The organism is Rhodoferax sp. BAB1, from assembly GCF_013334205.1.
Taxonomy (GTDB): domain Bacteria; phylum Pseudomonadota; class Gammaproteobacteria; order Burkholderiales; family Burkholderiaceae_C; genus Hylemonella.
This window is the reverse complement of record NZ_CP054424.1, coordinates 1,278,147-1,293,463: the sequence shown is the minus strand read 5'-3', so window position 1 is coordinate 1,293,463 and position 15,317 is coordinate 1,278,147. Positions and strand designations below refer to the sequence as shown.

Annotated in this window: 16 protein-coding genes; 8 read left to right on the top strand and 8 right to left on the bottom strand. The window is 62.9% G+C overall.

Annotation, left to right across the window (positions count from 1 at the left end; genetic code table 11):
* Positions 1-35 precede the first annotated feature (35 nt).
* A complete protein-coding gene (locus HTY51_RS06260; protein WP_174251927.1) occupies positions 36-827 on the top strand; it encodes an IclR family transcriptional regulator in 792 nt (263 codons plus the stop codon).
* 46 nt (positions 828-873) lie between these two features.
* On the opposite strand, the gene HTY51_RS06255 is transcribed toward HTY51_RS06260, so the two are convergent.
* The 6 genes from HTY51_RS06255 to HTY51_RS06230 form a co-directional block, all read right to left on the bottom strand.
* Positions 874-1,878 carry a D-alanyl-D-alanine carboxypeptidase family protein gene (locus tag HTY51_RS06255; RefSeq protein WP_174254191.1) on the bottom strand — a complete coding sequence of 335 codons (1,005 nt, stop codon included), beginning with the start codon at positions 1,876-1,878 and terminating at the stop codon, positions 874-876.
* 190 nt (positions 1,879-2,068) lie between these two features.
* Positions 2,069-3,607, bottom strand: coding sequence for a 2-isopropylmalate synthase (locus HTY51_RS06250; RefSeq protein WP_174251926.1), 1,539 nt, complete (start codon positions 3,605-3,607; stop codon positions 2,069-2,071).
* Between the two features lie 210 nt (positions 3,608-3,817).
* Positions 3,818-4,633: a CDP-diacylglycerol--serine O-phosphatidyltransferase gene (gene pssA, locus HTY51_RS06245; protein WP_174251925.1), complete on the bottom strand. Its 816-nt coding sequence runs from the start codon at positions 4,631-4,633 to the stop codon at positions 3,818-3,820.
* A 138-nt stretch (positions 4,634-4,771) separates the two neighbouring features.
* The gene (gene ilvC / locus HTY51_RS06240) at positions 4,772-5,788 is read right to left on the bottom strand and encodes a ketol-acid reductoisomerase (RefSeq protein ID WP_174251924.1); all 1,017 of its coding nucleotides are present in this window, start codon (positions 5,786-5,788) and stop codon (positions 4,772-4,774) included.
* Positions 5,789-5,815: 27 nt separating this feature from the next.
* Positions 5,816-6,307, bottom strand: a complete 492-nt coding sequence (gene ilvN / locus HTY51_RS06235) for an acetolactate synthase small subunit (RefSeq protein WP_174251923.1) — start codon at positions 6,305-6,307, stop codon at positions 5,816-5,818.
* Between the two features lie 112 nt (positions 6,308-6,419).
* On the bottom strand, positions 6,420-8,198 hold the full coding sequence (locus HTY51_RS06230; RefSeq protein WP_174251922.1) for an acetolactate synthase 3 catalytic subunit: 1,779 nt from the start codon (positions 8,196-8,198) through the stop codon (positions 6,420-6,422).
* 292 nt (positions 8,199-8,490) lie between these two features.
* On the opposite strand from HTY51_RS06230, the gene HTY51_RS06225 reads away from it, so the two are divergent.
* From HTY51_RS06225 to HTY51_RS06200, 6 genes are all read left to right on the top strand, one after another.
* Positions 8,491-9,057: an RNA polymerase sigma factor gene (locus HTY51_RS06225; RefSeq protein WP_174251921.1), complete on the top strand. Its 567-nt coding sequence runs from the start codon at positions 8,491-8,493 to the stop codon at positions 9,055-9,057.
* Complete coding sequence (locus HTY51_RS06220) at positions 9,054-9,497, top strand: DUF3619 family protein (RefSeq protein WP_174251920.1); 444 nt, start codon at positions 9,054-9,056, stop codon at positions 9,495-9,497. Before HTY51_RS06225 ends, HTY51_RS06220 begins: the two co-directional genes overlap by 4 nt.
* A gap of 9 nt (positions 9,498-9,506) precedes the next feature.
* Complete coding sequence (locus HTY51_RS06215) at positions 9,507-10,235, top strand: DUF3106 domain-containing protein (RefSeq protein ID WP_174251919.1); 729 nt, start codon at positions 9,507-9,509, stop codon at positions 10,233-10,235.
* Positions 10,236-10,309: 74 nt separating this feature from the next.
* Positions 10,310-10,765, top strand: a complete 456-nt coding sequence (locus tag HTY51_RS06210) for an RDD family protein (RefSeq protein ID WP_254607005.1) — start codon at positions 10,310-10,312, stop codon at positions 10,763-10,765.
* A 28-nt stretch (positions 10,766-10,793) separates the two neighbouring features.
* Positions 10,794-11,192 carry a diacylglycerol kinase gene (locus tag HTY51_RS06205; protein ID WP_174251917.1) on the top strand — a complete coding sequence of 133 codons (399 nt, stop codon included), beginning with the start codon at positions 10,794-10,796 and terminating at the stop codon, positions 11,190-11,192.
* The gene (locus HTY51_RS06200; RefSeq protein WP_174251916.1) at positions 11,189-11,773 is read left to right on the top strand and encodes a TIGR00730 family Rossman fold protein; all 585 of its coding nucleotides are present in this window, start codon (positions 11,189-11,191) and stop codon (positions 11,771-11,773) included. The genes HTY51_RS06205 and HTY51_RS06200 overlap by 4 nt, the downstream gene beginning before the upstream one ends.
* 265 nt (positions 11,774-12,038) lie before the next feature.
* Here the strand turns inward: HTY51_RS06200 and HTY51_RS06195 are convergent, their stop codons facing one another.
* Both HTY51_RS06195 and HTY51_RS06190 read right to left on the bottom strand, forming a co-directional pair.
* Complete coding sequence (locus HTY51_RS06195) at positions 12,039-12,377, bottom strand: P-II family nitrogen regulator (RefSeq protein WP_174251915.1); 339 nt, start codon at positions 12,375-12,377, stop codon at positions 12,039-12,041.
* Positions 12,378-12,431: 54 nt separating this feature from the next.
* Positions 12,432-14,117 carry an NAD+ synthase gene (locus HTY51_RS06190; RefSeq protein ID WP_174251914.1) on the bottom strand — a complete coding sequence of 562 codons (1,686 nt, stop codon included), beginning with the start codon at positions 14,115-14,117 and terminating at the stop codon, positions 12,432-12,434.
* A 27-nt stretch (positions 14,118-14,144) separates the two neighbouring features.
* Here HTY51_RS06190 and HTY51_RS06185 point away from each other — a divergent pair, with 27 nt between their 5' ends.
* Positions 14,145-15,317: a GNAT family N-acetyltransferase gene (locus HTY51_RS06185; protein ID WP_254607004.1), complete on the top strand. Its 1,173-nt coding sequence runs from the start codon at positions 14,145-14,147 to the stop codon at positions 15,315-15,317.

Sequence of the window (15,317 nt, the reverse complement as noted above, 5' to 3'; positions counted from 1 at the left end):
AGGTAAAATCGGGCTTGTTTGCAGGAGCGTACCCGATGAAGAAAAAAGACCCGGATGCCGTCGTCACGCCCACCGTGCAGGTGATCGAACGCATGTTCACCCTGATGGACGTGCTGGCCTCGCGTGAAGAAGCGATTTCACTGAAGGAAATCAGTGAGAAGACCGGGCTGCATCCTTCCACTGCCCACCGTATCCTCAACGACCTGGCCACCGGCCGTTACGTCGACCGGCCGCAGCCCGGCACCTACCGCCTGGGCATGCGCCTGCTCGAATTGGGCAATCTGGTCAAGGCGCGGCTCAATGTGCGTGACGCTGCCATCGCGCCCATGCGCGAACTGCACCGCTTGATCCAGCAGCCCGTCAACCTGAGCATGCGCCAGGGCGACGAAATCGTCTACATCGAACGCGCCTACAGCGAGCGCTCCGGCATGCAGGTGGTGCGCGCCATCGGCGGACGGGCGCCCCTGCATCTGACTTCAGTGGGCAAGCTGTTCCTGGCCGCCGACGACCCGCAGCGCGTGCGCGCCTATGCCACGCGCACCGGCCTGACCGGCCACACCAAGAACAGCATCACGCAATTGCCCGTCCTTGAGCGCGAACTGGGCAAGGTGCGCCAGTACGGCACGGCGCACGACGACGAGGAACTGGAGCTGGGCGTGCACTGCATGGCGGCCGGCATCCATGACGACCAGGGCAAGCTGGTAGCCGGCTTGTCGATCTCGGCGCCCACGGGCCGGCTGGACAAGGAGTGGCTGCCCAAGCTGCAGACCGTGGCCAGCGAGATCTCGCGCATGCTGGGTTATCAGGCAGGGCCCGAGAAACGCTAAGGGGCGCCGTAGCGCCCCTTTTCCGATCGGCCAAGAGCCCAGGCTGTCAAAGGAAACGCGGCTGATCCGTATCAGTCTCGTTGTCAGTGACCGGCACAACGTCCAGGGACTTGACCGGAATCGACTCCACCCAGCGCCGCACGCGCTCAGCATCACCCAGGCGGCTGAGCTTGCCGGCGGAATCCAGGAACACCATGATCAGGTTGCGGCCTGCCACCCTGGCTTGCATGACCAGGCACTGACCGGCCTCGGAGATGTAACCCGTCTTCTGCAGGCCGATCTCCCAGGTCGGGTTCTTGACCAGCCGGTTGGTATTGCTGAACATGAGCTTGCGGCGGCCCACGGCGACCTGATGGGCCGGCGAAGTGGAATATTCACGCAACAAGCTGTCGTCGGACGCCACATTGACCAGCACGGCCAGATCCTTGGCACTCGAGCGGTTCTTGCTGGACAGGCCCGTGGGCTCGACAAAGCTGGTGTCCTGCATGCCCAGCAACTGGGCTTTGGCATTCATCATTTCGACAAAAACCTGCAGGCCACCCGGATAAGTTCTTCCCAGGGCATGCGCCGCACGGTTCTCGCTGGCCATCAGGGCCAGATGCATCAACTCGCCACGGCTCAGCGTTGAGCCCACGCGCAGGCGCGAAGCGCTCCACTTCTCCGTGTCGACATCGGCCTGGGTGATCGTGATCATCTCGTCCAGGGACAATTCGGCCTCGCTGATCAGCAAGGCCGTCATGATCTTGGTGAGGGAGGCAATCGGCAGCACGGCCTCTTCATTCTTGCTCAGCAAGACCTCCTGGGTCTCCTGATCAATGACATACGCCACGCTGGAGCGCAGGGACAGGGGATCGGGCGCACCATGCAGGCCGGCGCGCATGCCGTCGGACAGCCGGGCCGGTCGCACGACGCGGGCCGCCGGGCGTTTGGCATAGGCCTTGCGCTTGGTTTGCTGCTTGGCCTGGTAAGCGGCCTTCACCACCGTGGGTTTGGCCGCGTTCTGCGCGCCATTGCCAGCAGCGGACGCCAGCCCGGATGCCCCGGCCAGCATCACGAACAGCGACGCGGTCCCAACCCAGATAAAACGATGTAAGTGACGCACCAGTCCAACCTTGCAAAGAAGAAAACGGTGCCATCGGCCCATGACACCCTCTGAAGCAAGGTTATACAGAAAATATCAAGCTGGATCAACCACTTGTGTGGCTTTTCTCAACAAACTCTTACATATATACGTAATAACCCTAGCCCTGGGCCGCCACCCGATCAGCTTTGCTCTGCAACTTGTTGAGTGCACTCAGATAAGCCTTGGCCGAGGCAACCACGATGTCGGGATCCGAGCCAACCCCATTGACTACACGGCCGCTATTCTGCAGGCGCACGGTCACCTCCCCTTGGCTTTCGGTCGAGCCACTGATGGCGTTGACCGAATACAGCACCATCTCGGCGCCGCTCTTGACATGCGACTCGATGGCCTTGAGCGAGGCGTCCACCGGACCATTGCCATCCGACTCGCCATGCACCTCCTTGCCTTCCACCGTGAAGACGATGGCAGCGTGCGGGCGCTCGCCGGTTTCGCTGTGCTGCGCAAGCGAGACAAAACCGTACTGCTCCTTCTCGCTGGTGACGCTCTCGTCGCTGACCAGAGCCAGGATGTCCTCGTCAAAGATCTCGCTCTTGCGGTCGGCCAGTTCCTTGAAGCGGGCAAAGGCGGTGTTGAGCTCGCCTTCGCTCTCCAGCGCCACGCCCAGGTCCTGCAGGCGCTGCTTGAAGGCGTTGCGGCCTGACAGCTTGCCCAGCACGATCTTGTTGGCGCTCCAGCCCACGTCCTCGGCACGCATGATCTCGTAGGTGTCACGCGCCTTGAGCACGCCGTCCTGATGGATGCCGGAGGCGTGGGCAAAGGCATTGGCACCGACCACGGCCTTGTTCGGCTGCACCACGAAACCCGTGGTCTGGCTGACCATGCGGCTGGCCGGGACGATCTGGGTCGTGTCGATGCCAACGTCCAGGTTGAAGTAGTCGCGGCGTGTCTTCACCGCCATGACGATCTCTTCCAGGCTGCAGTTACCAGCACGCTCGCCCAGGCCATTGATAGTGCACTCGACCTGACGCGCACCGCCGATCTTCACGCCGGCCAGGGAATTGGCCACCGCCATGCCCAGATCGTTGTGGCAATGCACCGACCAGATCGCCTTGTCCGAGTTGGGGATGCGCTCACGCAGGGTCTTGATGAAGTTGCCATACAGCTCGGGAACGGCATAACCCACGGTATCAGGGATGTTGAGGGTGGTGGCGCCCTCCTTGATCACCGCCTCCAGCACCCGGCACAGGAAGTCCACATCGCTGCGATAGCCATCCTCGGGACTGAATTCGATGTCTTCCACCAGATTGCGCGCATAACGCACGGACAGTTTGGCCTGCTCCAGCACCTGCTCCGGGGTCATGCGCAGCTTCTTCTCCATGTGCAGGGCCGAGGTGGCAATGAAGGTGTGGATGCGGGCCCGGTTGGCGCCCTTGAGCGCTTCAGCGGCACGCGAGATGTCACGGTCATTGGCACGTGAAAGCGAGCAGATCGTGGAGTCCTTGATGGTGTTGGCAATGTTCTGGATCGCCTCGAAGTCCCCATTGGAGCTGGCAGCGAAGCCGGCCTCGATCACGTCCACCTTGAGGCGCTCCAGCTGGCGGGCAATACGCAGCTTCTCGTCCTTGGTCATGGAAGCGCCAGGCGACTGCTCGCCGTCACGCAAGGTGGTATCGAAAATGATCAGTTTGTCAGCCATCTCAAACTCCTGTTCGCCTGCAATTCAGAAACAACAACCGTAAAACACAAAAGGCCCGCTGCGTCTGCATACGGGCCTTTGCTGGGAATGTGCGCGCGCTACCGATTCCGCCCGTGTTGGCATCCAAGCAGTAGGGTTAGCGCAAAGAAATTCATGACATCAATGTATCACAAATGAAGCGGATGTCCATAGATGCTCCCTATGCGCGCCTTAGTGGTGCAGACCACGCTCTTCGGGCTCGTCCTTGGACGTACTGATCACGCTGACCGGCTGCCCCTTGACCTTGCGCCAGGCATAGACCATGTAGCCACTGATGCCGTAAAGAACGAACACCCCGAACAGCACTGCCGCCGGATCGATCGTCACGACGGCAAAACCCAGCACGATCAGGATGACCACGGCAAACGGCACACTCTTTTTCATGCTCAGGTCCTTGAAGCTGTAGAACGGCACGTTGGTGACCATGGTCAGACCGGCATACAAGGCCAGTGCAAACATGAACCAGGCCACGCGCGCACCATCCACGCCGAAGTCCGACATGATCCAGATGAAACCCGTCACCAGCGCCGCGGCAGCAGGCGATGGCAGCCCCTGGAAATAACGCTTGTCAACCACGCCGGTATTGACGTTGAAACGCGCCAGCCGCAAGGCGGCACAGGCGCAGTAGACGAAGGCCGCCACCCAGCCCCAGCGCCCCAGCCCCTTCAAGGCCCACTCATAGGAAATCAGTGCAGGAGCGGCACCGAAGGACACCATGTCCGAGAGCGAGTCCATCTGCTCGCCAAACGCGCTCTGGGTATTGGTCATGCGGGCCACCCGCCCGTCCAGGCTGTCGAGCACCATGGCGCAGAAAACGCCGATGGCGGCCAGGTCGAAACGACCGTTCATCGCCATCACGATGGCATAGAAGCCACCGAACAGCGCCGCCAGCGTGAACAGATTGGGCAGGATGTAGATACCTTTGCGGCGCTTGCGCACCACCACGGCTTCCGCTCCATCAGGACGGGCGTCGTCACCATCATGCATCGCAAACCTCCGCCATGCACGGGCAGGTCTCTGGGTACAGGTCTTGAATATCCATGGCGACAAGTGTAAGGCAGGCCCAGCCTGCCGAGGAAAAAAACAAGGCCACCGAAGTGGCCTTGTGGCAAGCGGCAGGACCGATCAGTTGCGGGTCTGGTCGACCAGCTTGTTCTTGGCAATCCAGGGCATCATGGCGCGCAGCTGTGCGCCCACCTTCTCGATGCTGTGGTCGGCCGTATTGCGGCGACGGGCCGTCATGCTCGGATAGTTGGTACGGCCTTCCAGGATGAACATCTTGGCGTAGTCGCCGTTCTGGATGCGCTTGAGGGCATTGCGCATGGCCACGCGCGACTGCTCGTTGATGACCTCGGGACCAGTCACGTACTCGCCGTACTCGGCGTTGTTCGAGATGGAGTAGTTCATGTTGGCGATGCCGCCTTCGTAGATCAGGTCCACGATGAGCTTGAGCTCGTGCAGGCACTCGAAGTAGGCCATCTCGGGGGCGTAGCCGGCCTCGACCAGGGTCTCGTAACCCATCTTGATCAGCTCGACGGCGCCGCCGCACAGCACGGCCTGCTCGCCGAACAGATCGGTCTCGGTCTCTTCCTTGAAGTTGGTCTCGATGATGCCGGCCTTGCCGCCACCGTTGGCCATCGCATAGGACAGGGCCAGGTCACGGGCCTTGCCGCTCTTGTCCTGGTGCACGGCCACCAGGTGGGGCACGCCGCCACCCTGGGTGTAGGTGTTGCGCACGGTATGGCCGGGGGCCTTGGGCGCCACCATCCACACGTCCAGATCGGCGCGCGGCACGACCTGGTTGTAGTGCACGTTGAAGCCGTGGGCGAAGGCCAGCGAAGCGCCCTTCTTGATGTTGGGTGCCACGTTGTTGGTGTACACCTCGGCGATCTGCTCGTCGGGCAGCAGGATCATGACCACGTCTGCGGCCTTGACGGCGTCATTCACTTCCATCACGGTCAGGCCGGCCTTGCCGACCTTGTCCCACGAGGCACCGCCCTTGCGCAGGCCAACCACAACCTTCACGCCGCTGTCGTTCAGGTTCTGGGCGTGGGCATGGCCCTGGCTGCCGTAACCGATGATGGCCACGGTCTTGCCCTTGATCAGGCTCAGGTCACAGTCCTTGTCGTAGAAAACTTTCACTTCTTTCTCCTTGGTAAAACTTGAAAATCAGACGCGCAGAATGCGCTCGCCGCGGCCGATGCCGCTGCTGCCGGTACGCACCGTCTCCAGGATCGCGCCGCGATCAATCGCCTCGAGGAAGGCGTCGTTCTTGGACTGATCACCGGTCATCTCGATGGTGTAGCTCTTGTCGGTGACGTCGATGATACGGCCGCGGAAGATGTCGGCCATGCGCTTCATCTCCTCGCGCTCCTTGCCCACCGCACGCACCTTGACCATCATGAGCTCGCGCTCGATGTAGGCGCCTTCGGTCAGGTCGACCACCTTGACCACCTCGATCAGGCGGTTCAGGTGCTTGGTGATCTGCTCGATCACGTCATCGGAACCGGTGGTCTGGATGGTCATGCGCGAGAGGCTCGGGTCCTCGGTCGGCGCGACGGTGAGGGATTCGATGTTGTAACCGCGGGCCGAGAACAGGCCCACCACGCGGGAGAGCGCGCCAGGCTCGTTCTCCAGCAATACTGCAATGATGTGTTTCATATGAGTGGATTCCTCTTTTCGCCGCCCTCCCCCGGTCGCGGTAACAACCGGGCTTGGCGGGCAATAGATTCGTCTTCGGTTGAGGTGGTACGGCCTGGGCGGCCGCACCCGCTTACAGGTCTTCGGCCCCCAGCAGCATCTCGGTGATGCCCATGCCGGCCTTGACCATCGGGAACACGTTCTCGGTGGGGTCGGTACGGAAGTCCATGAAGACCGTGCGGTCCTTGAGCTTGCGTGCCTCGCGCAGCGCCGGCTCCACATCCTCGGGCTTTTCGATCAGCATGCCGACATGGCCATAGGCCTCGGCCAGCTTCACGAAATTGGGCAAGGCATCCATGTAGCTGTGGCTGTAGCGGCCGGAGTATTCGATCTCCTGCCACTGGCGCACCATGCCAAGGTAGCGGTTGTTCAGCGACAGGATCTTGATCGGCGTGTTGTACTGCAGGCAGGTCGAGAGTTCCTGGATGCACATCTGCACCGATCCCTCGCCGGTCACACAGTAGACCTCGCTCTCGGGCTTGGCCAGCTTGATGCCCATGGCATAGGGGATGCCCACGCCCATGGTGCCCAGGCCACCGGAGTTGATCCAGCGGCGCGGCTCGTTGAACTTGTAGTACTGCGCTGCCCACATCTGGTGCTGGCCGACGTCGGAGGTGATGTAGGCCTCGACATCCTTGGTCATGTTCCAGAGGGTCTCGATCACGTACTGCGGCTTGATCACGTCCAGATTGCCGCGGTCGTACTTCAGGCAGTCGCGCTTGCGCCAGCCATCGATCGCCTCCCACCAGGAACCCAGCGCACTTGCATCGGGCCGCAGCGGGCTTTCCTTGATCATGGCGATCATCTCGGTCAGCACATCCTTGACGTCGCCCACGATCGGGATGTCGACCTTGACACGCTTGGAGATGCTCGACGGATCGATGTCGATGTGGATGATCTTGCGCTCGTTCTGGGCGAAGTGCTTGGGGTTGCCGATCACGCGGTCGTCGAAGCGCGCACCCACGGCCAGCAGCACATCGCAGTTCTGCATGGCGTTGTTGGCCTCGATCGTGCCGTGCATGCCCAGCATGCCCAGGAACTTGGGGTCCGTGGCCGGGTAGGCGCCCAGCCCCATCAGGGTGTTGGTGCAGGGGTAGCCCAGCATGTCCACCAGGGTGCGCAGCTCGGCCGTTGCATTGCCCAGCAACACGCCGCCGCCGGTGTAGATGTAGGGCCGTTTGGCCGCCAGCAACAGCTGCAGCGCCTTGCGGATCTGACCGGCGTGGCCCTTGCGAACCGGGTTGTAGGAGCGCATCTCCACCGACTCCGGGTAGCCCGCGTAGGGAACCTTCTTGAAGGAGACGTCCTTCGGGATATCCACCACCACCGGGCCGGGACGGCCGCTGCGGGCAATGTGGAAGGCCTTCTTCATGGTCTCCGCCAGGTCCTTGGCGTCCTTGACCAGGAAGTTGTGCTTGACGATGGGGCGGGTGATGCCCACGGTGTCGCACTCCTGGAAAGCATCCAGACCGATGGCAGCGGTGGGCACCTGGCCGGTGATGATCACCATCGGGATGCTGTCCATGTAGGCCGTGGCGATGCCGGTGATGGCGTTGGTCACGCCGGGACCGGAGGTCACCAGCGAGACGCCGACGTCACCGGTCGCACGGGCATAACCGTCGGCGGCATGCACGGCAGCCTGTTCGTGGCGCACCAGGATGTGCTGGATGGTGTCTTGCTTGTAGAAAGCGTCGTAGATGTGGAGGACGGCGCCGCCGGGATAACCCCAGACGTACTTCACGCCCTCGGCCTGCAGCGCCTTGACCAGGATCTCGGCGCCACGCAGCTCTTCGGCCTGGCCGCCAGCACTGGCTGCCGCGGCGGAAGTCATTTCAGCCTTGGAAATTTCCATGATGAACCTTTGTGAATTTCTCTAACGAAAAACCTTGGGTGCCCCTTCACAAACGCTTGTGGCATCGTGTCGGGACTTGAGGTCAAGGCCATGGGCGCCATGGATAGCCGCGCCGGACCGTGACCCGTTTGCTTTTTGATTCGCAGCCGGCATTATCGCACCGCAGCAATTGAAATTGGCGGCTGCCCCCCATAAATGTGCGGACTCGATGCCATAATCCAGCCCAAAAGCGGTCCTTCAGGACCACCTTGCCCTCACAGAGAGCCTCTCCTGCGCCCCCTGGTTCCAGCCCTTGGCCACCGAACAAGAACTGTCCGAATTCCTCAAAAGCGTGGAAAAACGCGCTTTCAAGCGTTCGGTCTACCACGTGCGCAACGACGAGTCGGCGCTGGACATCGTGCAGGACAGCATGATGAAACTGGTGGAGCACTACAGCCACAAGCCGGCCGATGAACTGCCCATGCTGTTCCAGCGCATCCTCTCCAACACCACCCTGGACTGGTTTCGCCGGCAAAAGACACGCAACGCCCTGTTCTCGAACCTGAGCGACTTCGAATCCGACGGCGAGGACGGTGAATTCAATCTGTTGGAAAATCTCGACAGTTCGGACAGTGCCACCCGGGTGGAAAGTGCGGAAAATTCGACCCAGCGGGCCCAGATCCTGCGGGAAATCGAACTGGAAATCCAGGAATTGCCGGCTCGTCAACGGGAAGCCTTCCTCATGCGTTACTGGGAGGAGTTGGACGTGGCGGAAACCGCCGCGGCCATGGGCTGTTCCGAAGGCAGTGTGAAAACGCACTGCTCCAGGGCGGTCCAGGCTCTTAACAAAGCCTTGCGGGCCAAGGGAATACAACAATGAAACAGACGCCTATCAACAGCCATCTGTCCGCTCAGGACCGCTACGGTCGCCAACTGGCGGCCCGCTTGGATGCGTCCGCAGCGGCCCTGCCCCACGACATCAGTGAGCGACTGCGCTTTGCCCGCCTGCAAGCCCTGGAAAAATACCGTGTCATCCAGGCCCGGGAGACCGCCAGCCTGGCCCTGGGCGGGGGTGTGGCGGCCCTGGGCGGGGGCGAGGACGAGCGGGGGCTCTGGCCTCGCCTGGTGTCCCTCATCCCCTTGCTGGCCCTGATCGCGGGCCTGGTGGCCATCCAGATGGTGGGAAGCGACCAGATCGCCGAAGAACTGGCCGAGATCGACGCGGCCATCCTCACCGACGATCTGCCACCTGACGCCTATGCCGACCCCGGCTTTGCCCAGTTCCTCAAGGCCCGCATCGATCAGTTGCAACAGAACTGAGGCCTCATCATGAAAACGATGCCCCTTCTCCCACTCTGCCTGCGGCACTCGGCCAGCGTGGTGGCTTTGCTGCTGCTCGCCCCGTGCCTGCCAGCCCAGGCAGCGCCGTCCGAGGGGACGGCCGGGCAGACCGTCACTGGGCGCTCCATCGACCGGCTCGACAACAGAGCCCGCAGTACCGCCACCGTCGTGGCCGCAGCCCCTACCCACGGCAAGCCGTCCTGGAAGGACTTGAGCCCGGCCCAGCGCCAGGCCCTGCAACCCCTGGCCCCGCACTGGGACCGGCTGAATGAACAGCACAAGCTCAAATGGCTGGCGCTCTCCAAAAACTACCCGACCCTGAGCTCCGAGGAGCAGGCCAAGCTGCATCTGCGCATGAGCAAGTGGGCGACCCTCAGCCAGCAGCAGCGCACCCAGGCCCGCCAGAATTTCCAGGAAATCAAAAAACTGAGTCCTGAGCAGAAAACCAGCCAGTGGGAGGCCTACCAGGCCTTGAGCGCCGAAGAAAAGCGCAAGCTCGCCAGGCAGGCCCGGCCCCAGTCGACCGGCGTCTCCACGGTCAGGCCCGGCACCACCCCGAAACTGAACCAGGCCCCCCGCCGGGCCGCAGCAGGGCGCCCGCACATGGCAGAGGTCACTTTGCCGATCCACCAGCACACCCTGCTGCCGCGCTCCGAACCTGCGCCCGATACAACCGAACGCTCGCCTTACGAAGACGAGCCCGCCGAAGCGCAGTGAACCCGGACCGCAGGACAGCGCCCGAAAACACGGGCTCAGGGATTGCGCTTGCCACCCCGGGCTTGGCCCGGCGCATGGCTTGCTGGCTTTATGAGGGCATGCTGCTGTTCGGCGTGGTGTTCATCGCCGCCTATCTGTTCAGTGCCCTGTCCCAAACCCGCCATGCCCTGGACAACCGGCCCATGCAGCAGGCCTTCCTGTTTGTCGTGCTGGGCATCTACTTCACCTGGTTCTGGGCCAAGGGGCAGACCCTGGCCATGAAGACCTGGCATATCCGTGTGGTGGATCGAAAAGGCCAGCCCCTGACGCAAGGTCGCGCACTCCTGCGTTACGGGTTGAGCTGGCTCTGGTTTCTGCCGCCGCTGGCAGCGCTGGCGCCCTTCCGTCTTTCGGGTGCCGAGTCCGCAGTCATCGTGCTCGGCTGGGTGCTGGTCTGGGCACTTTTGAGCCGCTTCCATCCGGGCCAGCAATTCTGGCATGACGTCCTGGCCGGCACGCGGCTGGTCGATGCCCGCCCCCGGCAGGGCTGATGTCACCGGGCTGGTGGACAATCAGCACATGCCCGATTTATCCAAGCACAACGTCAACCCGCAAAAAGCCCGCCGTGGCCTGAGTCGCATATGGCACGCCCTGGGCTACTCCTTCGAGGGCCTGCGCGCCGGCTGGCATGAAACCGCCTTTCGGCAGGAGACCTTGGCCGCCGTCGTCCTGCTGCCGCTCTCGCTGTGGATCGGGCGCCACTGGGTGGAAACCGCACTGCTGGCCGGCTCTGTGCTGCTGGTGATGATCGTCGAATTGCTCAACACCGGCATCGAGACCGCCATCGACCGCATCGGCCCCGAATGGCATGACCTGTCCAAACGCGCCAAGGACATGGGCAGTGCCGCCGTGTTGCTGAGCCTGTTGCTCTGCGCCGGCATCTGGGCTGCCGCCATTTACCAACACCTGCTCGCATGAATCCGAATTTCTCGCTTTGTGTCTATTGCGGTTCGCGACCCGGCCTGGACCCGCGCCATGCGGATGTCGCCAGCACCGTCGGCCGGTGGATCGGCCGCCATGGCGGCCAGCTCGTCTACGGCGGCGGTAAGGCCGGCCTCATGGGGGTGGTCGCCCAGGCCACCCTGGACGCCGGTGGCCGCGTCGTCGGCATCATCCCGAAGGCCCTGGTGGAAAAGGAATGGGCCCTGCACGACTGCACGGAACTGCACATCGTGGACACCATGCACGACCGCAAGCGCATGATGGCCGAGCGTTCCGATGCTTTTGTGGCCTTGCCGGGTGGCATCGGCACCTTCGAGGAACTGTTCGAGGTCTGGACCTGGCGCCAGCTGGGTTACCACGACAAGCCGGTCGGCATCCTCAACTGCGCAGGCTACTACGACGGCCTGCTGGCCTTCCTGGCACATACGGTCGAGCAGCAGTTCCTCAGCGATTGGCAGATGAGCCTGATCCAGACCGGCGACGAGCCAGCGGCCCTGCTCAGCAGCCTGGTACAGGCCGCCGGCCTGGCGCCGGCACCCCGGCTCGAAGAGATATAGAGCCTGTTCGCGGTCTCACAGGGGTCGCGTTGGGGCGCAATCGGGATGAGTTGGCCGCCAACATTCCGCAGCATGGGCTGATGCCCATGCAAGGGATTTGGTGGTCAAATCGCCCGATGTCGCCCCAACCCGAAGGGCAAGCGCCTTGCCAGGCGGTCTGCTGCGTTACAAAGCCTCGCCGGGCATGGGCCCGGCTTCGTTTTGCGCCTTGCATCCCATCCCGGCAAGGCGCTTGCGCGGCCCCTGTGAGACCGTGAGCAGTCTCTTAGATCGCCGAGTTGTCGAGCTCGCCGGTGCGGATGCGCAGCACACGCTCGACCGAGGTGATGAAGATCTTGCCGTCGCCGATCTTGCCGGTACGGGCCGCCTTGACGATAGCATCGACGCAGCGATCCACGTCATCGGACTTCACCACCACCTCGACCTTGACCTTGGGCAGGAAGTCCACCACGTACTCGGCACCGCGATAGAGCTCGGTGTGGCCCTTCTGGCGGCCGAAGCCCTTGACCTCTGTGACGGTAAGACCCGTCACGCCGCACTCGGCCAGGGCCTCGCGCACTTCCTCGAGCTTGAAGGGCTTGATGATGGCGGTAATCTGCTTCATGAATATTCTTCCTGTCGATGGCTAGGGTAAAGAGCAGCCCGTTTGCGACGCAAATCAGGCCCTGAACTTGTTGGTAATAGGATAACGCCAATCCTTGCCGAAACTGCGGTGGGTCACGCGGATGCCCACCGGCGCCTGGCGGCGCTTGTACTCATTGAGCTTGATCAGGCGCGTGACCCTCTCCACATCGGCCCGCGCATAACCCTGGGCGACGATCTCCTCGAGGCCCAGGTCGTTTTCCATGTAGCGCTCGACGATGGCGTCCAGCACCTCGTATTCGGGCAGGCTGTCCTGGTCTTTCTGGTCGGGTCGCAATTCGGCGCTGGGGGGGCGCGTGATGATGCGCTCGGGGATCGGGTTGGCACCACTCCCATGCGGATCGTGGGCGTTGCGCCAGCGCGCCAGCCGGAACACCGCCGTCTTGGCCAGATCCTTGATGACGGCAAAACCACCGGCCATGTCACCATACAACGTGCAGTAGCCCGTGGCCATCTCGGACTTGTTGCCCGTGGTCAGGACGATACGCCCGCTCTTGTTGGACAGGGCCATCAGCAAGGTCCCCCGGATGCGGGCCTGGATGTTCTCCTCGGTGGTGTCCTCGGGCAGCCCCTGGAACTCCCGCGCCAGGGAAGCCTTGAAAGCCTCGAACTCGGGCACGATGGAGATCTCGTCGTACTGCACCCCCAGCCGCTGCGCCATGTCACGCGCGTCGATCCAGCTGATGTCGGCCGTGTAGGGTGAAGGCATCATGACCGTGCGCACCCGATCGGCCCCGAGGGCATCGACCGCGATGGCCAGCACCAGGGCGGAGTCGATGCCACCGGACAGGCCGATGATGGCGCCAGGAAAGCCGTTCTTGTCCACGTAGTCGCGCACGCCCAGCACCAGGGCATCCCAGAGGTCGGCATCCGCACTACGATCTGGCTCGATCGTTCCCTGCAATTGCAGGCCTGCTGCGCTAGGGCGCAGGTCCACAAGGAATGCATCCTCGGTAAAACTCGGCGCCCGTGCCGCCAGCACACCATCGGCCTGCAGGGCGAAGGAGTGCCCTTCGAAGACCACCTCGTCCTGCCCACCGACCAGATGGGCATAGACCAGCGGCAGGCCACAATCCCGGGCACGCAGGCGCATCATGGCCTCGCGCTCGCCACCTTTACCTACGTGGAAAGGAGAAGCATTGATCACGGCCAGCAGCTCGGCACCGGCTGTGCGGGTCTCGCGGGCCGGTGTCTCGTACCAGGCGTCCTCGCAGATCAGCAGGCCGACCTTGACGCGCGCACCGGCCTCACCCGCCTCGAAGATGCAAACGTCACGGCCTGGAACGAAATAACGCCGTTCGTCAAACACCTGGTAATTGGGCAACTCGCGCTTGGCGTAGGTGGCGATCAACTGCCCCTCGCGCAGCACGCTGGCGGCGTTGACCCGGTTCGGCACGGTGACCGAGCGCGTGCGCAGTCCGCCCGCCTCGACAGCAGCCGGGTGCCCCACCACCACCGTCATGTCCTTTAACCCGGCCAGCTCGCGGGCCACTGTTTTCACGGCATCATCACAGGCAGCGATGAAGGAGAGGCGGAAAAACAGGTCTTCCGCCGCATACCCGCAGATGGAGAGTTCGGGCGTCAATAGCAGGCGCGCACCGGCTGCATGGGCTGTACGGGCCGCCGCAATGATTTTTTGTGCATTGCCCGCCAGGTCGCCGACGACAAAATTGAGCTGGGCAACGCAGATACGCAAGGTCATGGAAAGCAAGGGAAGTCGGGAAGCAGCGTGAGCAAAAGCAATTATGTCATCCGGGTGCTCGACTCACCGCTGCAGGTCGACGCTGACGCCTGGAACGGATTGCTGGCACAACAGGCCCAGCCCATCCCTTTCATGCGGCACGAGTACCTGGCCGCGCTGCACCGCAGCGGCAGTGCCTGCCCGGCCACGGGCTGGACACCGCGCTTCGTCACACTATGGGACGCCGCAGGAATCCTGCAGGCGGCCTGCCCGCTTTACCTCAAATCCCACTCGCGGGGCGAATACGTGTTCGACTGGGCCTGGGCCGATGCCCACCTGCGCCACGGCATCGCCTACTACCCCAAGGCCGTGGTGGCTGTCCCCTTCACCCCGGTACCAGGCAGCCGCCTGCTGGCACGCGACGCGGCCTCCCGTTCGGCACTGGTGGAAGCGGTACTGGACCTGTGCCGTGACAAGGAACTGTCCTCACTGCACCTGCTCTTCGGACATCCGCAGGATCTCCAGGCCTGCCAGCAGGCCGGCCTGATGCAGCGCCACACCGTGCAATTTCACTGGGAGAATCGGAAACCTGAACCCTACCGTGACTTCGATGATTTCCTCTCCGCGCTGAGCCAGGAGAAACGCAAGAAGATCCGGCAGGAACGACGCAAGGTCCTGGCGGCCGGCGTCACGCTGCGTGAGTTGCGCGGGGCTGACATCCGCCCCCGGGATTGGGACTTCTTCTACCGCTGCTACGAACGCACCTACCTCGAACATGGCAACCCGCCTTACCTGAGCCGCGCCTTTTTTGCCGGGATCGCCGACACGCAGCCGCAGCACTGGCTGCTTTTCATCGCCGAACGCCAGGGGACACCCATCGCCAGCAGCCTCATCGCCATCAGCGACGAAGGTCCGGAAAAAGTGGCCTGGGGACGTTACTGGGGTGCGCTGGAGCGGATCGACTGCCTGCATTTCGAAGCCTGCTATTACAGCCCTCTGCAATGGTGCATGGCCCACGGTTACCAGCGTTTCGAGGGTGGCGCGCAAGGGGAACACAAGCTGGCCCGGGCCCTGCTCCCCGTGCGCACCAGCAGCGCCCACTGGCTCTCGCATCCGGAATTCGCCCTGGCCATCGAACGCTTCCTCGAACGCGAAGCGCAGGGCATCAGCGAGTATGTGGATGAACTGGAGCGGCACGCCCCGCTACGACAGGGAAGTTAG